This is a genomic window from Caulobacter sp. KR2-114, assembly GCF_049446115.1.
In the GTDB taxonomy this organism is placed as follows: domain Bacteria; phylum Pseudomonadota; class Alphaproteobacteria; order Caulobacterales; family Caulobacteraceae; genus Acaudatibacter.
In genome coordinates this window covers 38380-59077 of sequence record NZ_JBMSEC010000004.1, presented here as the reverse complement: position 1 = coordinate 59077, position 20698 = coordinate 38380, and the positions used below count along the sequence as shown (strand labels likewise).

16 protein-coding genes are annotated in these 20698 nt (G+C 72.6%); 8 read left to right on the top strand and 8 right to left on the bottom strand.

The annotated features are described in order from the left end of the window. The first annotated feature begins 6 nt into the window (after positions 1–6). Genes ACO2Q3_RS15620 through ACO2Q3_RS15605 form a run of 4 tightly spaced genes read left to right on the top strand, consistent with a single transcriptional unit; the run spans position 7 to position 4197 of the window. On the top strand, positions 7–927 hold the full coding sequence (locus tag ACO2Q3_RS15620; RefSeq protein WP_423308904.1) for an AAA family ATPase: 921 nt from the start codon (positions 7–9) through the stop codon (positions 925–927). Beyond that, positions 924–2234, top strand: a complete 1311-nt coding sequence (locus ACO2Q3_RS15615; RefSeq protein WP_423308104.1) for a DUF58 domain-containing protein — start codon at positions 924–926, stop codon at positions 2232–2234. The genes ACO2Q3_RS15620 and ACO2Q3_RS15615 overlap by 4 nt, the downstream gene beginning before the upstream one ends. Then, positions 2231–3223 carry a stage II sporulation protein M gene (locus ACO2Q3_RS15610; RefSeq protein WP_423308102.1) on the top strand — a complete coding sequence of 331 codons (993 nt, stop codon included), beginning with the start codon at positions 2231–2233 and terminating at the stop codon, positions 3221–3223. Before ACO2Q3_RS15615 ends, ACO2Q3_RS15610 begins: the two co-directional genes overlap by 4 nt. After that, positions 3223–4197, top strand: a complete 975-nt coding sequence (locus ACO2Q3_RS15605) for an RDD family protein (RefSeq protein WP_423308100.1) — start codon at positions 3223–3225, stop codon at positions 4195–4197. The genes ACO2Q3_RS15610 and ACO2Q3_RS15605 overlap by 1 nt, the downstream gene beginning before the upstream one ends. Positions 4198–4239: 42 nt before the next feature. Here ACO2Q3_RS15605 and ACO2Q3_RS15600 read toward each other — a convergent pair whose 3' ends face one another. Genes ACO2Q3_RS15600 through ACO2Q3_RS15585 form a run of 4 tightly spaced genes read right to left on the bottom strand, consistent with a single transcriptional unit; the run spans position 4240 to position 8373 of the window. Next, the gene (locus ACO2Q3_RS15600; RefSeq protein WP_423308098.1) at positions 4240–5067 is read right to left on the bottom strand and encodes a hypothetical protein; all 828 of its coding nucleotides are present in this window, start codon (positions 5065–5067) and stop codon (positions 4240–4242) included. Next, positions 5067–5900 carry a hypothetical protein gene (locus ACO2Q3_RS15595; protein WP_423308096.1) on the bottom strand — a complete coding sequence of 278 codons (834 nt, stop codon included), beginning with the start codon at positions 5898–5900 and terminating at the stop codon, positions 5067–5069. The genes ACO2Q3_RS15600 and ACO2Q3_RS15595 overlap by 1 nt, the downstream gene beginning before the upstream one ends. Positions 5901–5926: 26 nt before the next feature. Then, complete coding sequence (locus ACO2Q3_RS15590; RefSeq protein ID WP_423308094.1) at positions 5927–7057, bottom strand: DSD1 family PLP-dependent enzyme; 1131 nt, start codon at positions 7055–7057, stop codon at positions 5927–5929. An 8-nt stretch (positions 7058–7065) separates the two neighbouring features. Beyond that, positions 7066–8373 carry a D-arabinono-1,4-lactone oxidase gene (locus tag ACO2Q3_RS15585; protein ID WP_423308092.1) on the bottom strand — a complete coding sequence of 436 codons (1308 nt, stop codon included), beginning with the start codon at positions 8371–8373 and terminating at the stop codon, positions 7066–7068. A 75-nt stretch (positions 8374–8448) separates the two neighbouring features. Between ACO2Q3_RS15585 and ACO2Q3_RS15580 the strand changes: the two genes are divergently transcribed. Next, positions 8449–9879, top strand: coding sequence for an amidase (locus tag ACO2Q3_RS15580; RefSeq protein WP_423308090.1), 1431 nt, complete (start codon positions 8449–8451; stop codon positions 9877–9879). 9 nt (positions 9880–9888) lie between these two features. Here ACO2Q3_RS15580 and ACO2Q3_RS15575 read toward each other — a convergent pair whose 3' ends face one another. After that, complete coding sequence (locus tag ACO2Q3_RS15575) at positions 9889–12123, bottom strand: hypothetical protein (RefSeq protein ID WP_423308088.1); 2235 nt, start codon at positions 12121–12123, stop codon at positions 9889–9891. 156 nt (positions 12124–12279) lie between these two features. Between ACO2Q3_RS15575 and ACO2Q3_RS15570 the strand changes: the two genes are divergently transcribed. From ACO2Q3_RS15570 to ACO2Q3_RS15560, 3 genes are read left to right on the top strand one after another with little or no spacing between them, the layout of a single operon-like run. Continuing rightward, positions 12280–12816 (top strand): 2Fe-2S iron-sulfur cluster-binding protein, encoded by a 537-nt coding sequence (locus ACO2Q3_RS15570; RefSeq protein WP_423308086.1) that lies wholly within the window; start codon positions 12280–12282, stop codon positions 12814–12816. Then, on the top strand, positions 12813–13757 hold the full coding sequence (locus ACO2Q3_RS15565) for an FAD binding domain-containing protein (protein ID WP_423308084.1): 945 nt from the start codon (positions 12813–12815) through the stop codon (positions 13755–13757). Before ACO2Q3_RS15570 ends, ACO2Q3_RS15565 begins: the two co-directional genes overlap by 4 nt. After that, complete coding sequence (locus tag ACO2Q3_RS15560) at positions 13757–16009, top strand: xanthine dehydrogenase family protein molybdopterin-binding subunit (RefSeq protein ID WP_423308082.1); 2253 nt, start codon at positions 13757–13759, stop codon at positions 16007–16009. Before ACO2Q3_RS15565 ends, ACO2Q3_RS15560 begins: the two co-directional genes overlap by 1 nt. Here the strand turns inward: ACO2Q3_RS15560 and ACO2Q3_RS15555 are convergent. From ACO2Q3_RS15555 to ACO2Q3_RS15545, 3 genes are all read right to left on the bottom strand, one after another. Then, positions 16006–16350, bottom strand: a complete 345-nt coding sequence (locus tag ACO2Q3_RS15555; RefSeq protein ID WP_423308080.1) for a YciI family protein — start codon at positions 16348–16350, stop codon at positions 16006–16008. The two genes, ACO2Q3_RS15560 and ACO2Q3_RS15555, sit on opposite strands and share 4 nt — an antisense overlap. A gap of 96 nt (positions 16351–16446) precedes the next feature. After that, positions 16447–19569: a VIT domain-containing protein gene (locus tag ACO2Q3_RS15550; protein ID WP_423308079.1), complete on the bottom strand. Its 3123-nt coding sequence runs from the start codon at positions 19567–19569 to the stop codon at positions 16447–16449. Positions 19570–19664: 95 nt separating this feature from the next. Beyond that, a complete protein-coding gene (locus ACO2Q3_RS15545) occupies positions 19665–20588 on the bottom strand; it encodes an efflux RND transporter periplasmic adaptor subunit (protein ID WP_423308078.1) in 924 nt (307 codons plus the stop codon). Positions 20589–20698: the final 110 nt, after the last annotated feature.

Here is a 20698-nt window from a genome sequence, read left to right as displayed (position 1 = left end):
GACGGCATGCGCGCCGAGATCGCCAAGGCCGTGGTCGGTCAGTCCGACACCGTCGACCTGATGCTGACGGCCTTGCTGGCCGGCGGCCACGTGCTGCTGGAAGGTCCGCCGGGGACGGCCAAGACCTTCCTGGCCCAGTGCTTCGCCCGCACGCTCGGCCTGGAGTACGGACGCATCCAGTTCACGCCGGACCTGATGCCCGGCGACATCATCGGCGCCAACCTGTTCAACTTCCAGACCTCGGCGTTCAGCCTGACCAAGGGGCCGATCTTCTGCGAGCTGCTGCTGGCGGACGAGATCAACCGCACCCCGCCCAAGACCCAGGCGGCGCTGCTGGAGGCCATGCAGGAGCGCAACGTCACCATCGACGGCAAGTCGCATCCGCTCAGCGCGCGCTTCACCGTCGTGGCCACGCAGAACCCGATCGAGCAGCAGGGCACCTATCCGCTGCCGGAGGCGCAGCTGGACCGGTTCCTGTTCAAGCAGACGCTGAAGTATCCCTCGGCCGACGAGGAGCGCGCCATCGTCGCCGCTCACGGACAGCGCACCGGCAATCCGGACCCGGCCAGCCTGGGCGTGTCGCCGGTGGGCGGGCCCGCCGAGATCGCCGGGGCGGTCGAGGCCGTGGCCGGCATCCGCCTGGCCGAACAGATCGTCGGCTATATCGTCGCCCTGATCCGCGCCACTCGCGAAACGCCGGACCTGGAGACCGGGGCCAGCCCCCGCTCCGGCGCCATGCTGGCCATCGCCGCGCGCGCCCGCGCCGCGCTGGAGGGCCGCGACTATGTGATCCCCGACGACGTCAAGGCGCTGGCGCTGCCGGCCCTTCGCCACCGCGTGATCCCGTCACCCGCGGCCGAGATCGAGGGGCGGCTGGTGGATGACACCCTGACCGGCCTGATCGAGCGGATCGAAGCCCCGCGATGATCTATCCCACCAGCCGGGCGGTCCTGCTGATGGCGGTCGGCGCGCCCGTGGCGCTGCTGATCGGCCTGATCTCGCCCGGCTATTGGGTGGTGGGCGGCGGCTGGGCGGCGCTGATCGTCGGGCTGGTGCTGCTGGACGCCTTCATCGGCCCGGCCCGCGCCCGGGTCGAGCTCACCCTGGACAGCCCGCGCGCCCTGGGCATGGCCGGCGAAGGCGCGCTGAAGGTCAAGGCGGTGTTCGACCGCGGCGCGCCGCGGCGCGCCGAGATCGCGGTGGAGACCAACGAGCGGCTGGTCGCCGCGCCGGACCGGCTGTCGGCGGAGTTCCACGCCGGCGAGGCGGAGGCCTCGACCACGCTCACCCCGCTTCGGCGCGGCGAGGGCGAGATCCAGAACGTCTGGCTGCGCTGGCGCGGTCCGCTCGGCCTGGTCTGGAAACAGGTGCGCGAGGCGCCCGAGCGCAAGATCGCCATCATTCCGAACATCCAGGCGGTGAAGGACGAGGCGATCCGGATGTTCTCGCGCGAGGCCCTGTTCGGTCTCAAGACCCAGCTGGAGACCGGCGACGGCTCGGAGTTCCACGCCCTGCGCGAGCTGGTCGGCGGCATGGACCCGCGCACCATCGACTGGAAGCAGTCGGCCCGGCACACCAAGCTGCTGGCCAAGGAGTTCCGCACCGAGCGCAACCATCCGGTGGTGTTCGCCATCGATAGCGGGCGGCTGATGTGCGACCCGCTGCTGGGCGCGCCGCGCATCGATCGGGCGCTGAACGCGGCGCTGCTGCTGGCCTACGTCAGCCTGCGCCTGGGCGACCGGGCCGGCATATTCGCCTTCGACGCCAAGCCGCGGGTGTTCAGCGGCGTGCTCTCCGGCGTCGGGGCCTTCCCGCTGCTGCAGCGGGTCGCCAGCGCCATCGACTATTCGACGGAAGAGACCAACTTCACCCTGGGCCTGACCCAGCTCGCCGGCGCCCTGGAGCGGCGCTCCCTGGTGGTGATCTTCACCGACTTCGCCGACACCACCAGCGCCGAGCTGATGCTGGAGAACGTGGCGCGGCTGATGCGCAAGCATCTGGTGCTGTTCGTGGTGCTGCGCGACGAGGAGCTGGAGGCGATCGCCCGGCGCGAGCCGGTGGACGCCGACGACGTGTCGCGGGCGGTGACGGCCGAGGCGCTGCTGCGCGAGCGCGAGGTGGTGACGGGACGGCTGCGCCGGCTGGGCGCGCACATCGTCGACGCCCCCGCCGACCGCCTCGGCCCGGCCCTGATCAGCGCCTATCTGGACCTCAAGCGACGGGAGCTGATGTGAGGGACCTGCAGCTCAAGAGCCACCGCTTCCGGGCGGAACGGGAAGGCGACTGGCGTCGCCTGGAAAGCCTGCTGAAGAAGGCCGAGGGCGGGCGCGCGTCGCGCCTGGCCGACGACGAGCTGCTGCAGATTCCGGTGCTGTACCGGGCGGCCACCTCATCCCTGTCGATGGCCCGCGCCACCTCGCTGGACGCCAGCCTGATCGGCTATCTGGAGAGCCTGACCACCCGGGCCTATTTCTTCGTCTACGGACCGCGCACCCGGCTGCTGCAGCGGCTGACCCGGTTCTTCCGCCAGGACTGGCCGGAAGCGGTGAAGGGCCTGTGGCGCGAGACGGCGATCTGCGCGGCGATCTTCCTGGTGGCGGCCTGCGCGGCCTACTTCATGGTGCTGCGCGACAACGGCTGGTACGACACCATGGTCGGCGGCATGGCCCAGGGGCGCGACTTCGCCGCCTCCACCGAGTCGCTGAAGAAGGTGCTGTACGACAACGACAGCAAGCACTTCCTGGGCGCCTTCGCCGTCTTCCTGTTCACCCACAACGCCCAGGTGTCGATCTTCTGCTTCGCCCTGGGCTTCGCCTTCGGCCTGCCCACCGCCCTGCTGATCGCCGAACAGGGGCTGGTGTTCGGGGCCATGCTGGCGCTCTACGCCTCGCGCGGGCTGGGCTGGCAGCTGCTGGGCTGGCTGATGATCCACGGCTCGACCGAGCTGTTCGCGGTGATCCTGGCCGGGGCGGCCGGCTTCCGCATCGGCTGGGCGGTGGCCTTCCCCGGCGAGAAGACCCGCATCGACGCCGCGGCGGCCGCCGGCCGGCAGGCGGGGGTGGTGATGATCGGCGTGGTGGCGATGCTGGTCGTCGCCGGTCTGCTGGAGGGCGTCGGCCGCCAGACGATCCTGATCGACTGGCAGCGCTACACCATCGCCGGCGTGACCCTGACGCTGTGGCTCACCTATTTCTACCTGCCGCGCCGCAGGCGGCTCGCCTGATGGCCGCCCCGTCGCAGACCGCCCCCGCGCCCCGCCGCGGCCTGTTCGGGCGCCCGAGGCGGCCCAGGCCGGCGCCGGTCGACCCGGCCAATCCGCTGGTGCGCGAGTTCGTGACGCCGGAGGGCGTCGACCTTCGCTTGCAGCTGGGCGGCGCGGGCGAGCGGGCGGCGGCCTTTCTGCTGGACGAGGTGATCAGCTTCTTCAGCATCATCCTGCTGTCGTGGCTGTTCGGCCTGATCCTGGAAAGCTTCGGCATCCAGAGGGCGCTGAAGGGCGGCGACCAGGGCGCCGAGTTCGTCTGGGCGGTGCAGCTGCTGGTGCTCTTCCTGCTGCGCAACTTCTACTTCGTGTTCTTCGAGCTGCGGCCCCGGGCGGCGACGCCCGGAAAGATGATGCTGGGCCTGCGGGTCGCTTCGCGCGACGGCGGCCGGCTGACCAGCGAGGCGATCTTCACGCGCAATGCGATGCGCGAGATCGAGGTCTTCATGCCGCTGACCTTCATCCTGATCGGCTGGATCATGTCCCTGGCCGGCGGCGAACAGGTGGACGGCTGGATCATCCTGGCGGGCATCGTCTGGACCGGCATCTTCATGTTCTTCCCGCTGTTCAACCGCGACCGCCTGCGGGTGGGCGACTTCCTGGCCGGCACCTGGGTGGTGAAGGCGCCGCGGCGGGCTCTGGCCATCGACCTGGCGCAGGACGCGCACGAGCGCCTGGTGCGCTTCCCCTTCACCCCCGAGCAGACCGCCGCCTACGGCATCAAGGAGCTGCAGGTGCTGGAGGACGTGCTGCGCCGCCGCGACGCGCGCACCATGGCCGCGGTGGCCGAGCGCATCCGCCGCAAGATCGACTGGCGCCCGTCCGGCGAGAGCGACGCCGACTTCCTGGCCGCCTACTACGCCGCCTTGCGGAACCGGCTGGAGAACCGGCTGCTGTTCGGCCACCGCCGCAAGGACAAGTTCGACAAGGCCTGAGACCTGAGGCCTGAGGCGAGGGGCTCGCGGTGGGCTTGCGGCCTATTCGAATACCGCCGCGACGCCGGCCGCGCCGTCGATCGCCTCGCGGCCGCCCAGGGTCCGGTAGGCCGCCACCTTCAGCAGGGTGTCGAACGACAGCAGCAGGCCGGTGATCGGCAGGAGGGCGAGGTAGGCCAGCGCGCTGAGTCCGCCGATCTTGGTCGCGACCATGATCACCAGCGCGAGCAGCATCAGCAGCACCCCTCCCAGGAACACCATCTGCAGTGCGGCCAGGCCGCGGCGGTGACCCCGGGACAGCTCGGCGCTTCGCCGCAGCGCCGCGCGCAGGCCGGGGTGGTCGCGGGTCGCCAGCGCGGGGCCGGCCAGCGCCCATCGCGCCATCAGCAGAGTCGCGGAGACGCCTCCCACTGTCGCCCCGCTCAGCACCAGCCCGCTCTCGCCCAGGTGCAGCCGCATGGCCTGGTCGGCCACGGTCGCCACGAGCAGGCCGGCCGCCATCGCCAGACCCAGCAGCAGGGTGCAGGCGCCCTGCCAGGCCAGGGTTCCCGCGGCCAGCCGGAGGTTCTGCCGCACCTGGCCGGTCCGGGGCGCCTCGCCCATCGCCGCGCGGGTCACCACCACCTGCAGGACGACGCCGAGCAGCCACTGGCCGCCGAAGATCGCCAGCGGCGCGATGGGAAACGGCAGATCCGTCAGGTGGGACACCTCCAGGCCCACCGCTGCGGCCTCGGGCGCGGCGAACAGGGCGAGGGCCAGGAGCGCGGACGGCAGCGGCCGGCGCCGACCGGCGGCCAGGGCGTCGCGGAAGACCTGCAGGGTCCAGGAGGCGGCGCGTGGGTCCGGACCTGCGTGCTCCTGCGCCACCATCAGGCGAACACCTCCAGCACGCGGGCCTGCCCAACTTCCCCCTCCATGGTGGCGACCTCGCGGTACAGCCGAACCTTGGCGAAGCTCTCGTAGCCGGCGAGCACGCCCAGCAGGGTGAACGCCGCCTCAAGGCTGGCCTGGTCGAACCGCTGGGCGCTGCGCACGCCCAACGCTGCGGCGTGCTCGCTGAGATAGAAGGCTGCGAAGAACAGGCCTGGCCAGGCGCACAGGTAGAGCGCCTGGACGGCGGCGATCTTCAGGCGGTGGCCACGGGTCAGCTCGGCGCTTCGCTGCAGGGCCTCCACCACGCCGAGGTCCTCCACGTGCGCCGCCGCCGTCGCCAGAGCCCATCGTGCCAGCAGGAAGGCGGCCAGCACCCCGCCGGCGATCGCCCCGACCAACGCCGCCCAGCTGCCCGCATCCCCGGTCGGGGCGAGCATGCTCACCGCCACCCCGGCGGCGACGCCCAGGAGTACGGCGGCGAGGCAGACCAGCACCAGGGCCGTCAGGTTGAGGCCCAGGTCGACGCCGAGCCGCCGGGCGATCGTCCAGGCGTCCGCCCGCCAGCGCGCGCGCACCGGCCCCAGGTCGGCCGCGCCCAGCGCCAGCAGCAGCGACTGCATCGCTCCGCCGAGGCCGATCATGGCGGCGAGCATCAGCAAGTTGGATTCCAGGGCGACGCCGCGGACGCTCTCGTCGATCTCGAACATCACGGCCCAGGGACCGGCGAAGGCCCCCGCCGCCATCGGGACGACCGCGAGGCCGCGTCGGGCCGTGTCCATCGCCGCGGCGCTCAGCACCCGAACCATCCGCGCCTTCGGCCTGCCCGCCATGCGCCCCCCGTCGGCGAGACTCGGAATCAGGCCGAGCGGCCGCGTCCTTCTATGGCCCAGATATCCACCAGGGTGTCACCCCGCACGGCATGGTAGGCGTCGTAGAGGTTGACCGTCGGGTCGCAGTGCGGGGCGGCGAAGGTCACCACCTCGCCCAGCGCCGGCGGCGCCACGCCCTTGGGCGGGATCAGCGCGCCGTGCTCGTCGCCCATGAAGCGGTACTGCGAGCCGTCCGGCGCGCCGGAGACCACCGGCGGCGGCCCTGCCTCGGTGGCGAAGGCCTTGAAGCCGGCGTCCACCGTGACCAGCATCGGGTGGTTGGCGCTGATCACCCGGGCGTCCACCAGCAGGCTGGTCTCGAACGCCTGGGCCCCGTCGCCCACCAGGTCGCAGTCGGCATATTGCTTGTCCATGAACACGTAGGAGCCGACCTGCAGTTCGTTGAACACGCCGAGTTCCGCATCGATGGCGTGGGTGCCGGTGCCCCCGCCGGTGATGATCTTCGGCTCCAGACCGTGCTCGGTCAGCAGGGCGATGACGCTCTTCAGGTAGTCCGTGCGCTCGACGATCGCCTCGCGGCGGGCGGCAAAGTCCTCGATGTGCTGCTGCGAGCCGCAGTAGAACTGCAGGCCGGCGAAGCTCAGGCCCGGCGCGGCGTCGATCTGCTGCGCCAGGGCCAGGGCCGCCTCGGGGCTGGCGACGCCGGTGCGGTGGATGCCGGGGTCGAGGTCGACCACCAGGGTCAGGGCCGCGCCGCTGGCCGCCAGGGCCGCCACCGCGTGCGGATGGTCGACCGCCGCCATCAGTCCCTTGGCCCGGCCGGCCAGGGCCGCCAGCCGCGCCACGGCCGGGGCGCCGACCACCGGCGAGGTGATCAGGATGCCGTCGATCCCGGCCTCGGTCAGGGCCTCGGCCTCGCCCAGCTTGGCGCAGCACACGCCCAGGGCGCCGGCGTCGATCTGCCGGCGGGCGATGGCCGCGCTCTTATGGGTCTTGGCGTGGGGGCGCAGCGACAGGCCGCTGGCCTTGGCGAAGGCCGCCATCCTGGCGATGTTGCGCTCCAGGGCGTCGGCGTCGACCACCAGGGCAGGCGTGTTGAGATCGCGGCGCGATCCCTGCCGGCCGATCAGGTGCTGGTGCAGGTCGAAGGCTTGCATGGGAGGTCCTAGAGGCTGAAGGCGAACAGGTCGCGCAGGTGGCCGTTCATGAACTTGGCGGTGGGATCCACGCGCTTGCGCACGGCGCCCCAGCGCTGCGCCATCGGATAGAGGCGCAGCACGTCGTCTGCGGTCATCGTATGGCGCTTGGCCCAGTGCGGGCGTCCGCCGTGGGCGGCGAACACCGCTTCCACCGCCGTGAACGCCTCCTGCCAGGGCATGCGGGCGTACTGGTGGAACGAGATCGACACGCAGTCCCCCGCGTGCATCGGCGACAGCCAGATGTCGTCGCCGGCCACGGTGCGGAACTCGAACGGGAAGATGATCGGATAGCGCCGGTCACGCACCAGCTTGCGCGCTTCCAGCAGGGCGGCGACGCCGTTGGCCGCCGGAATCTCGAACTCCATCTCCTCGAAGCGGATGTCGCGGTCGGAGGGGAAGATCCGCCACGCCGGCGCCTGCCGCGAATGCAGCGAGCGGCCCTGCTGGCGCACCAGCATCCGCTGCAGGGTGGGGGCCATGCGGGGCGAGGCGGCGGCCAGATCGCTGACCGCCTGGAACACCACCCGCGAGCGGTCGGCCTCGTCCGGGTCGTCGCCCTCCTCGACCACGTCCAGGGTCTTGAAGGTGACATGGTCCGTGTACGGGAAGTTCCAGAACTCGCAGTGCCGATGCTGGTCGGCCAGGCTGTCCCACTGGTCCAGCACCTCGGCGATCGGCCGCCGCTGGTTGGTCTCGCGCAGGCGGAAGGCGGGCACGACGTTGAGGCGGATGGCGCTCAGCACGCCGATCATGCCCAGGCTGACACGCGCCGCCTCGAACAGCTCCGGCTCATGATCCTTGTCGCACTCCACCACCTGGCCGTCGGCCAGCACCAGGCGCAGACCCGCCACCTGGGTCGACAGCGAGCCGAACGCGCGGCCGGTGCCGTGCGTCGCGGTGGAGATGGCGCCGGCCATGGCCTGGCGGTTGATGTCGCCCTGGTTGGCCATCGACAAGCCGTGCGCCCACAGCTCCTCGGTGAACCGGGCCACGGTCTTGCCGGCGGGGGTCCAGACGCTCTTGCGGTCCGGCAGCACCTCGATGTCGCCCTGCTGGTCGGCCAGCGAGATCAGCAGGCCGTCGGTCTCGCACAGCGGCATGAAGGAATGGCCGGTCCCCGCCACGCGGACCCTTGATGCGCCGGCCACCAGGGCCGACAGTTCCGCCTCGGTGCGGGGCCGCTCGATCCGCGTGGGACGGGCCTCGACACTGCCGGACCAATTGCTCCATTCGGCCATCTGGATGCGTCCCGGCTTGGTGATAACGATAGTCAAGACTACCATATTCCCGCCTGCCGCCTAGAGCGGAGACGGCTGACAAAGACCCCAGGAAAGGGACCAGGGAAAGCGATGTCGTTCAAGGACTACGCAAGCTTCGACGGCCTGGGCCTGGCCGACCTCGTCCGCCGGCGCGAGGTGACGCCGCTGGAACTGGTCGACGCCGCCATCGAACGGATCGAGCGCCACAACCCGGCGATCAACGCGGTGGTGCACAAGGCCTACGACGAGGCCCGCGCGGCGGCGCAGGGGCCGCTGCCGGAGGGGCCGTTCACCGGCGTGCCGTTCCTGGTCAAGGACCTGCTGATCCAGGTGGCCGGCTGGCCGCGCACCAGCGGCAGCCGCTTCTGCCAGTCGATCGTCGACACCGAGGATTCCGGCCTGATGCGCCGCTATCGCTCAAGCGGGGTGATCCCGCTCGGCAAGACCAACCTGCCGGAGTTCGGCATCACCGGCACCACCGAGCCGGCCCTGTTCGGCCCGTGCCGCAATCCGTGGGACACCTCGCGCAGCGCCGGCGGCTCCTCGGGCGGGTCGGCGGCGGCCGTGGCGGCCGGGATCGTGCCGATGGCGCACGGCGGCGACGGGCGCGGCTCGATCCGGATCCCGGCCTCGATGTGCGGCCTGGTCGGGCTGAAGGTGACGCGCGACCGCAATCCGCACCTGCCGGACGGCTATGACTTCGCCCAGGGCTATGTGGTGGAGCACGTGATGACCCGCAGCGTGCGCGACTGCGCGGCCATGCTCGACGTCACCGGCGTGCCGGAACCCGCCAGTCCGTACGCTCCGCCGGCCAAGGCGCGGCCTTACATGCAGGAGATCGCCACCCCGCCCGGCCGCCTGCGCATCGCCTGGTCCAGCGAGACGGCGAACGGCCGCGACATCGCCCCCGAGATCCGCGCCGCCCTGGAGCGGACCGTCGAGCTGCTGAAGAGCCTCGGGCACGAGCTTGTCGAGCGCGGCCTCGGCGTCGACCAGCGGGCCTTCTACGGCGCCCAGAACGCCTGGTCCGGGGCCAACTACGCCGCCGGCATGCGCCGGCTGATCGAACAGATCGGCCGCGAGCCGGAGGAGCACGAGCTGGAGCCGCTGACCTGGGCGTCGCTGAAGGGCGGGCGGCGGCCCACCGGCGAACAGGTGATGTGGGAGCAGCAGGAGATGCGCATGCTCTCGCGCGGGGTGATGGCCCTGTTCGAGGACTTCGACGTCTACCTGACCCCGGTGATGGGCACGGTCCCGCCGCCGATCGGTTATCTCGACCCGGTGGCCGTCAGCCCCCGCGACATCGGCCGGCGCAACGGCGAGGTGTTCCCCTTCGCCGCCCCGTTCAACATGACCGGCCAGCCGTCGCTGTCCCTGCCGCTGCAGATGTCCGACGCCGGCCTGCCGATCGGCATGATGTTCAGCGGCCGCTATGCCGACGAGGCCACCCTGTTCCGCCTGGCGGCGCAGCTGGAGGCCGAGGCGCCGTGGTCGGCGCGCCACCCGCCGCTCTGGGACTGATCGCGCCGCTCACGCCGCCGCGCCATGCGGCGCGGGGCCGAGGGCGGTCTCGTGCATGTGGCTGGCGGCGCTCTCCGCCGCCGTCACCGCGGTGTCCGCCGCCGCGAGCGCGGCGCGCCAGTCGGTGTTGGACACCGAGGTCGGATCCTTGCGGATCTTGGTCCACAGATCGCCGAGGTCGGTCAGGCTCGAGCGGGCCGACTTGACGGCGGTGTCCAGGCCGGTCTGCGCCGTGGTGATCGCCTGCCGGGCGGTGGTGCGCGCGCCGTCGTCGGCGACGCTGGCCACGTGCTCGCGCGCCGCGACCAGGGCCTTGCGCGCCAGCTGCTGGGCGGCGTCCAGCCGGTCCTGCAGGGCCTTCACCGGTTCGGCGCTATCCATGCCGCCCGAGGCGCGGTTCAGCACCTTGCTCATCTGCGCCTGGCCCCACTCCCAGACCTCCTGGGCGAAGACCGCGCCCAGGAACGAGAACAGCAGCTGCGGGAAGGGCGAGTTGGCGGCCTGGCCGGAGAACACCAGCGACCCGGCCTGGAACGCCAGGAACACCACCATCGCCGCGCCCACGCCCTGGACGATGATCTTGCCGAATTCCGTCGGATTGAGCTTGGGCGTGCTGGAGGCGTGCCCCCCGCCCTGGGCCGCCGCCTGGCGGTCGACCACCAGGTTGTCCTCCGGCTTGCCCATGGTGCGGATCGCCGCCCCCAGCAGGCCGAAGCCCACCAGGCCCATGATCATCAGGATCGGCCGCGAGCCGCGATCCTCCTGCAGCCAGGGATAGACCCGGTCGACCAGGTTCAGCGGCGGATAGGGCGGCGCCTCCCAGTCCTCGTCGCTGGTGGGATCGGCGGCCGCGGCGCTGGCGCAGGCTTCGGGAGTCGCAGGCGCCTTGGCCGAGGCCGGCATGACGGCAGGACTGGCGAGGGGCGGGGCGGGCGTCGGTGTCACGGTCGCCGGCGTGGCCGACCCGGCGCCGGAAGGTGCGGCGCTGACGGCGTTCGCCGTGCCGGGCGGCGCGGTGGTCACGGGGGGCGCCGCAGACGGCGCAAGGGCCGCGGCTGACCGGGCCTGGGCCGCCGTCTGGCTGTCGGCGCAGGCGCGCAGGGCGGAGGCCAGGGCGTCGCGGCTGACGGTGCGCACCGACTGCAGCTCGGTCAGCCGCGCGTCGAGCCGGCTCGGCGGCAGGGTGGCAATCGCCCCGGAGGCGTACTTCACATACTTCAGGTCGACGGAGTCGGCGGCGTAAGCGATCGCCGAGCGGAAGCCGGCCACCGGCTCGCCGGCGTCCTTGGTCTTCAGCATCGCCGCGGTCAGCGCCTCGTCCGGGGCTGCGGGCGGCGGCCTGGAGGTCGGCGCCGCCGTGGCGTCCGCCGGCTGGCTCTGCAGCAGCACCATCGAGCCGATCGCCAGGTAGCCGGACGGCAGGATGATGGCGCTGTAGATCAGCAGCGCCAGCCATTGGCCGTAGGTGATGGCGATGGCGCCCTTGGCGACGCGGGTCGGCGCCGGCGCGTACTGGTTGACGTAGGCCCCGTAGAGGCTGCGCGACAGGATCAGGCACAGCATCATCACCAGCACGAAGATGAACCAGTCCTGGGCCGACGACTGCCAGCCGCCGGACGGGGCCGGGCAATAGGGATCGGCCGCCGGGCTCGCCGAGGCGGCGGCGACGGCCGCGGTGGTCGAGGCCGCCGTGCTGCGCCAGTGGCTGCGCTCCTGGCGGAACGGCCAGTTGCGGGCGATGCAGCGCAGCAGGCTGGCCGCCGGGCGGTCCTGGGTCGCCGCGCCGGACGTCGCACTGGACGGGGCGGCGGACATCGGGGCGCCCGCCTGGGCCGGCGGCGGACGGGCGCCGGCGTCGACCATGATCTGCGGCGTGGTCACCAGCGCCAGGCGGGTGACCACCTCGCCGACGCGGATCAGGTCCTGGATCGCGGGCGGCGAGACGGCGCCGGCCACCAGGATGCTCATCACCACGGCCGAGGTGCGAAAGCCGTAGGCGGTGTGGGTCTCGATGCCGATGACCCGCTTGGCCAGGCCCCACAGCACCAGGGTGGCCAGGCCGGAGGCGCCGGCGATCACCAGCCAGCCGCCCACCACGGCCCAGACCTCGCTGCGCGTACTCTGCGGCTGGCCGATCAGGGTCAGGCCGATCACGCCCAGCACCAGCGACGCCGCCAGCGGGGCCACCGCCCCCACCGTGCGCCAGCCACCCGTCAGCGCCGCCCCCGCGAGGTTGCCGGCCATGTGAGCTCTCCCACCGCTTGCGGTAGTATGCGCCCGGGCCATGCAATTGTTAATGGTTTCAGCGATCGCCGTTCGTCCGGGGCGCGACAGCCGGCAAACCCCAGGCTAGACTTAGGCCAAAAGCACTTTTCAAATCGATCATTGGGGTTAACGCCTTTGCCTGACGCCGCCCATCGCGCCGCCGTGACCCTGCAGGTCAACGGCGAGCGGCACACCCTCGACCTTGACCTGCGCACCACCCTGCTGGACGCCCTGCGTGACCATCTGGCCCTGACCGGGACCAAGAAGGGCTGCGACCACGGCCAGTGCGGCGCGTGCACGGTGCTGGTCGACGGGGTGCGGATCAACGCCTGCCTGTCGCTGGCGGTGATGCATGACGGCGATGCGGTGACCACCATCGAGGGCATCGGCCGGCCGGGCGCCCTGCACCCGCTGCAGACCGCCTTCCTCGACCGCGACGCCTTCCAGTGCGGCTATTGCACGCCCGGCCAGATCTGTTCGGCGGTGGGCATGCTGGCCGAGGCCGCGGCAGGGGCGCCCAGCCAGGCGACCGCGGACCTGAGCGCGCCCGTGACGCTGACCGACGCCGAGATCCGCGAGCGGATGAGCGGCAACCTCTGCCGTTGCTCGGCCTATCCGCAGATCCTGGAGGCGATCCGCGATGTCGTTGGCCGCGAAGGAGCCGCCGCATGAGGCCCTTCACCTACGAACGCGCCAGCGATCCCGCCGCCGCGGCGAAGGCGGCGGCGCAGACGCCCGAAGCCCGCTTCCTGGCCGGGGGCACCAACCTGCTGGACCTGATGAAGCTGGGCATCGAACGCCCCGGCCACCTGATCGACGTCTCGCGCCTGCCGCTGGGCGCCATCGAGGAAACGCCGCAGGGCGGTCTGCGCCTGGGCGCCATGGCGACCAACTCCCAGGTGGCCGCCGACGCCCGCGTGCGGGCGCGCTATCCGGTGCTGGCGCAGGCGATCCTGGCGGGCGCCTCGCCGCAGCTGAGGAACAAGGCCACCACCGCCGGCAACCTGCTGCAGCGCACCCGGTGCCTGTACTTCTACGACCCGGCCAAGCCCTGCAACAAGCGCCAGCCCGGCGCCGGCTGCGGCGCTCTGGAGGGCCTCAACCGCGGCAGCGCGATCCTCGGCCAGAGCGCGCATTGCGTGGCGGCCAATCCGTCGGACATGGCGGTGGCGCTGCAGGTGCTCGAGGCGGTGGTCGAGACGGTCGCCCCGGACGGGTCGACCCGCGCCGTGGCGATCGACGACCTGCATCGCCTGCCCGGCGACACGCCGCACATCGAGACCACCCTGCAGCCCGGCGAACTGGTCACCGCCGTGGTGCTGCCGCCCCCGCCCGAGGGCGGCCAGGTCTATCGCAAGGCCCGCGACCGCGCCTCGTACGCCGGGGGCCTCGCCAGCGTGGCGGTGGCCGGCGGCCGTGTGGCCCTCGGCGCGGTGGCGCTGAAGCCGTGGCGCGCCCGGGCGGCGGAGGCGGCGCTGAGCGCCGGCGCGTCCGCGACCGAGGCGGCCGCGGCGGAGCTGACCCAGGCCCGCGACAACGGCGGCAACGCCTTCAAGATCACCCTGACCCGCCGGCTGATGGCCGCGACGATCACCGACGGGAGCGCCGCCTGATGCCCAGCGTCACCGACTACGCCCTGCCCAACCCGGTCAGCGAGAACCGCGCCGGCGTCATCGGCCGCCCGGTCGACCGCTACGAGGGGCCGCTGAAGGTCAGCGGAACCGCGCCCTATGCCTACGAGGTCCCCACCCCATCGCCGCCGGCCTACGGCTATGTGGTGGGGGCGGAGATCGGCGCCGGGCGGATCGTCGCCATCGACGACGCTGCGGCCCTGGCGTCGCCGGGGGTGAAGCTGGTCTGGCATTGCTTCCGCACGCCCGCCCAGGCCGAGCGCGGGGCCAAGACCTACGCCAGCGCCCAGGCCTCCGCCGAGCCGGTGTTCGACAGCGACCAGGTGCTGTTCTGGGGCCAGCCGGTGGCTTTCGTCTGCGCCGACACCCCGGAGAACGCCCGCGAGGCCGCGGCCCTGCTGGCGATCCGCTACGAGGCGGCGCCCGCCGACTTCGACTTCGACCCCCTGCGCGCGGAGCTGCCGCGCGGCGAGGAGGACGCCCGCACCGGCGACTTCGAAGGGGCTTTCGCCGCCGCGCCGGTGCAGGTGGACGCGCTGTTCACCACCCCGATCCAGAACCACTGCCAGATGGAGCCGTGCGCCACGACGGCCTGGTTCGAGGGCGACACCCTGGTCGCGCACACCTCCAACCAGTCGATCAAGCGCCCGCAGCACCTGCTGGCCGAGACGCTGCAGATCCACCGCGACAAGGTGCATCTGATGTCGCGCTACGTCGGCGGCGGCTTCGGCGGCAAGGGGCCCAGCTACGAGGACCTGACGCTCGCGGCCCTGGCCGCGCGGGACCTGGCCCAGCCGGTGAAGGTGGCCTTCACCCGCCAGCAGATGTTCCACGCCTCGATCCATCGGCCGGCCACCGTGCAGCGTGTGCGGCTGGGGGCGACGGCCGACGGCCGGCTGACCGCCTTTGCCCTGGAGGCCGCCACGCACTGCGCGCGGCACGACGCCTTCGTCGAACACGCGGCCTCGTTCTCGCGCGCCCTCTATGCCGCGCCGAACCGGCTGACCGGCCACCGCGTGGTCAAGCTCGACATCCCGGTGGCCGGCGCCATGCGCGCGCCGGGCGAGGCGGTGGGCATGCTGTCGCTGGAAGGGGCGATGGACGAGCTGGCCGAGCGGCTGGACCTCGACCCGATCGAGCTGCGCCGGCGCAACGAGCCGGCCGCCCACCCGGAGACAGGCGCCCCGTTCTCGGCCCGCCAGCTGGTGGAGTGCATGACCGACGGCGCCCTGCGGTTCGGCTGGTCGCGGCGCAAGCCACGCCCACGCCTGACCAGGGACGGCGAATGGTGGGTCGGCATGGGCATGGCGGCCGCCATCCGCGGCAACTTCCTGCTGCCGGCCAAGGCGGCGATCAGCGTGATGGCCGACGGCACCGTCATCATCCGCCAGGGCATGACCGACATCGGCACCGGCACCTATACCATCCTGGCGCAGATCACCGCCGAGACCATGGGCGTGCCGGTCGAGCAGGTGGTGGTGGAGATCGGCGATTCCGGCTTCGCGCCGGCGCCGGGCTCCGGCGGCCAGTTCGGCGCCGCCAGCGCCGGCTCCGCGGCGCTGGCCACCGGCATGCTGCTGCGCAAGACCCTGGCCGAGATGGCCGTGGCCGATCCGGGCTCGCCGCTGCACGGCGCGCCGGTCGCCAGCGTCGACTTCCGCGACGGCCTGATCACCGCCGAGAACCGCTCGGAGACCCTGGCCGCGCTGGTGGCCCGGCTGGCGCCGGCCGGGGTGACGGTGGAGGGCGCCTCGAGCCCCGCCCCCGACGCGCGCAACTTCGCCCAGCACGCCTACGGCGCCACCTTCGTCGAGGTGGCGGTGTCGGACGTCACCGGCGAGGTGCGCATCCGCCGCATGCTGGGCGCCTTCGCCTGCGGCCGCATCCTCAACGCCAAGACCGCCCGCAGCCAGATCACCGGCGGCATGATCTGGGGCGTGGGCACGGCGCTGCACGAGGTCAACAAGGTCGACACCCGCTACGGCTCGTTCATCGGCCAGGACCTGGGCGGCTACCTGATCCCGGCGCACGCCGACATCGTCGACATCGACGCCTATTTCCTGCCGGAGGTGGACGACAAGGCCAACCCGCTGGGGATCAAGGGCGTGGGCGAGGTCGGCATCTGCGGCGTCGGCGCGGCGGTGGCCAATGCGGTCTACAACGCCTGTGGCGTGCGCCTGCGCGACTATCCGCTGACGCCGGACAAGCTGCTGGCGGGGCTGGACGCCTTCTAGCTGGCCGGCGGTGGGCCGAATTCCATGATCTGGCGGATCTCGGTGACGCCGTCGCCGGCAATGCCGAGGAATTCCTTGCACATCTCGATCACCGCCTCGCGCGACGGGGCGTTGAGGAAGGCGTAGCCGCTGGCGCGGTCGGGCTCGTCGGAGACGGTGTACTGGCCGTTCTTCAGCCGCACCCGCGCGCCCAGCTCGCGCACGCCGAGCGGCTCGGTGCCGATCAGCTTGCCGTTCTTCAGGCTCTCGTCGACGTAGCGGCCCATGGTCGCCATGTGCTCCGGATCGGGCATGGCCCCTTCCTCGCGGCCCTCGCCCCGATAGATCACCAGATAGCGCATGCGTCGTCTCCCTGTGGCCGGGCGACCCTGCGGCCGCTCATGGCCGAAGGACGCGCGGCGCGGTCGCCGGCCGACAGCCATCCGCCGATTTTCCGCTCAGGGCCTGTTCGACGCCGCGCCCGTCTTCATCGCGCCAACCTTCACTTCGCCTACCACCACCGTGCCGCTCTCGCCGGGTTTCAGCTCCACCTCGGTGGTCTCTTCCCGCTCGTTTGGCCGCCCGTAGTCGCGGAACACATGGGCGCGCACCACGATGGCGCCGTTGGGGTTCAGGCGGTCGGTGGCGAAGGTGTTGACCCGGATGACATAGGTCCCGTCGGGCGCCCGGCGCAGCAGGTACTCCTCGGGGCCGTAGCCTCTGCGCATGTCGTAGGACAGCCGCCCGCCGATGGCGGTGTGCGGATTGCTGTAGATCGCCCGCTCGCCGCTGGGCTCGTCGACCCACAGATCCATGTCGGTGGCGTCGACGAACCACTCCAGGGTCACCCGCAGATCGACGTCCAGCCGGGCGCGCAGGCGACGGTCCAGCGGGATGTCGCGCACGCCCAGCGCCTCCAGACGGCCGGCGATGCGGTTGGCCTCCATCAGCGGGATCAGTTCGAAGCCGTCGTAGTCGGCGTCCCAGGCGCGGGTGATCACCGTGTTCAGCAGGTCCAGGGCGCGCAGATCGTCGGCCCGCTGGGCGGCCGCCGGCTCGCCGTGCTCGGCGCGGGCGGCCAGGGCCAGAGCCAGGCTGCGGCGCGGCTGTGGCCGGTCGGGCTCGAGCGCCAGCACCTTTTCGTACATCCACAGGGCCCGGTCGGTTTCGCCGTAGCGCATCATCCGGTCGGCGACGATCATCAGGGTGGCGTCGTCGGCGGCGTCGAGCTCAAGGGCGCTGCGCGCCATCGAGGCCGCGGCCTGAGGTTGGCCCTGGCGATACAGCAGCTCGGCGACGTCGAGATAGAAGGCCGGCGACTGGCCGTAGCGGGCCTGCTGCTCGTCGAACACGCGCCAGAAGTCGCCGGCAGGGGCCGCCTTCAGCGCGCGCAGATAGTGGCGATCCGGATCCCACGGCTGCACGGCGATCTGGATGCCGCCGTCGGACGAGGACGCCTCGGCCGGAGTCGACTCCGGCGCAGACGCCTGGCGAGACTCCTCGGCCTGCGGCGCGCCGGCGCTGACGGCCGCGGGCGCGTTCCGGGGGGCCGGCGCCCGCCGCGCAGCGGTGACGACCAGGGAGTCGGCGGCGTTTGTGGAGGGCTCGGCGCGAGCGTAGCCGCTGGCGCGCGGCGCGGCGGGCTGCTGGACGGGCGGAGCCGACGCCGACATCGCCGGCGGGGGTGGCGGCGAGGGTGGCGGCGGCGGCCTCGGCATCTCGACGGCCAGCGCCGCGGCCGGCGGCGCGATGGCATGACCCCGTCGCGGGGTCGGGGCGAGTTTGCGCTCGCCGTGCGGCGCCGCCCACCAGGCCTTCTCCGCCTCCCAGGCGCGGATCACCTCATCCAGGCGCGCGGACTGCTTGTCGGCCTCGGCCGCCGCATGCTGCGCGAGCCTCCGCGCATAGCCGTCCTGGATGTCCTTGCCCGCCGCCTCCGGCGGCGTGATCCCGGCGTCGACATAGTCCTGCAGGGTCTCCAGCACCACGAAGGCCGCGCCGGCGCCGGCGACGCCGTAGCGACGGGCCATGGCCAGCGCCTGGTCCTGGTCGGGACGGTCGGTGGCGGTGACCTCGGCGATGCGCTCGGCGGCCCACAGCGCGCCGGGACCGTCGTGTGGCTGGGCGGTCAGGCCGTCGAGGTCGAACTCCTGGCGACTGCCGTCGGCCAGCAGCACCTGGACCTTGCGCACGCCAAGGGCGCGGCCGACGAGGCGGAAGCGGTCCGGCCCGGTGGGCAGGCTCGTGAAGTCCAGCGCCTGGCCGTCGCCGTTCACGCCCACCACCCGCGGACCGGGCGCCGTGAGGCGGCGCAGGGCTGCGTCCACGCCGAGCGTGGCCAGATCGAGGTGCTCGGCGCCGGACTTGCGCGCCAGGACGCCCAGGAAGCCGTGATCGGCGTCGGCGGCGGTGGAGATGGTGAACAGCGGGCACGCGGCCCGCTCGGCGCGGTAGGGGTCGACGGTGATGCGGCCGTCGGAGAACAGCAGGCAGGCGTCAGCGCGGCCGCCGGCGGCGTCCAGCACGCCGGTCAGCGCGGTGGCGCCGCGATAGGTCTGGCCGCGCAGAGCGGCGGCCAGATCGGCGCTTAAGGTCGGCCCGCGGAACCGGGCGACGGACGGGGCGTCGTCGGCGAAGCTCACCAGCTCGACGGCGTCCGGGCGGACGGCCGCGACATAGGCCGCGACCAGCGCCTGTTCCCGGACCAGATCGTCCTGGCGGCGCGACACCGATCGGTCCCAGTAGATCCGCACCAGGCCGCCCTGGCGGGTCGGCGGGGCGGCGGACGCGCGGGCGTCGATCTCGAAGAAGCCGTCGCCGTCGCGGTGGCGGGTGAGGGTCACCGGATCGGCGGCGGGCGCCTGGCGGACGACCAGGGCCCCGTGCAGCGGCATGTGCTCGGCGTGCGCCACGGCCACCGGGCCCTCTGGGCCGTCCCGCCACTTCAGCTCCAGGCCGTCAGGGCCCTCCACCTCGGGCCGCGGACCGTCCAAGCTCTTGACCGTGAGGGTCGCCGCGCCGACGGGATCGAGCGTCGCCAGGGGCAGGACCAACTGTCCATCGTCGGGGATCGGGGCGACGAAGGTCAGCCGCACGGTGCGCCCGCGGCCCGGCCAGATCGGAAACACGTGCGTGCGGAAGGCATTGTCGCGGGTGACTTCCGCCACGCCCGGATCGACACCCCGGCGCACCCGGCGCTGGTAGGCGAGCGTCGCCTGCCGCTGCCCGGCCAGCACGCCCTCGACCAGCGCCCCGTTGATGTCCAGGGCGTAGCCGGTGACCACTGCGCCGGGCGGCAGGTCCAGGGTGAAGTCGCCCTCCACCGCCGCGTTGGTGGGATTGTCGAAATGCGCCAGCACCGTGGTGCGCGCCACCCCGCCGGCGATCTCCACCGTGACGTCCATCTGGCCGAGGGTCAGGGCGTGCGTCGGTTCGGCTCCATTGGGGCCGAAGTAGTTGCGCGACACCAGTTCGGGATTGAGCGTCACCGACGCCGCGTGTCCCGCGCCGGCCCACCCGGCCGCCAACAGCATCGCCGAGGCCAGCAGCCCGGCGCGCAGGCTCCGCGCAGTCTTCGCCATGGTCCGTCCCTCTCCTGGTCTGCAGAGGGATACGGAAGGCGGCGGCGGACGGGGTTGCGCGGCTGCGCAGATTTTTCGGTGACCGGCCCTGCGACCTAAGGAGTCAGCTTCACCTTCACCACCGCGCTCAGCCCCGAGCGCAGTCGCTCCAGCCCGGGCTGGCCGGGGTCCAGGGCGATGCGCACCGGCACGCGCTGGACGATCTTGGTGAAGTTGCCGGCGCCCGGTTCGAACGGCAGCAGGGCGAATTCCGAACCCGTGCCGGGCGCGAGGCTGGCCACATGCGCCCTGAACACCCGCCCGGGCAGGGCGTCGACCCGCACCTCGGCGGCCTGACCCGGCAGCATGCGCCCGGTCTGGGTCTCCTTGAAGTTGGCGGTGACATAGAGGGTCTGCGGCCGTACCAGGGTCATCAGCGTCACGCCGGGCTGCACCAGGGCGCCGACGGCGGCCTGCAGGTCGCCGACCACCCCGTCCAGCGGCGCGGTCACGGTGGTGTTCGCCTTCTCGGCCCTGGCCGCGTCCAGGCCGTTGCGCGCGCGGAATTCCGCGGCCCGGGCCTGGGCCAGGGCGGCCTCGACCTCGGCCCGGCTGTGCGCCCCGATCAGGGCCTGACCGCGCGCGGTCTCGAACGCCTGGCGCAGGGCCGGATCGGCGGCGCCCTTGGGACCGGCGAGGGTCTGAGCCGCCTGCACCTGCTGCTTGGCGAGGCTCTCCTCGGCGTCCAGCCGCGACAGGCCGGCCTTCGCCTGGGCGATGGCCGCCTGGGCCGCCATCAGGTCGCCCTGCGCGGCGGTGAGCTTCAGGTCGTATTCGGTCGGGTCGATGCGCACCAGCGCCTGACCGGCCTTCACCGGCTGGTTGTCGGTCACCAGCACCGCCGCCACCGCGCCGCGCACCTTGGGCGAGATGACCGTCTTGTCGGCCCGCACATAGGCGTCGTCGGTGGCCACCGAGTCGCGCTGTCCGTTGATCCACAGCACCCCGGCGCCGGCGGCCACGACGGCGATCGCCGCCACGATCAGCGCGCGCCTGACCCCGGGCGTCAGGCCCCCCGTCCGGGCCCCGCCAGCGGCTCCCCCCATCGCCTCAAACCCCTAGAGCATGTCAGGCGAAAGTGGATCCGGTT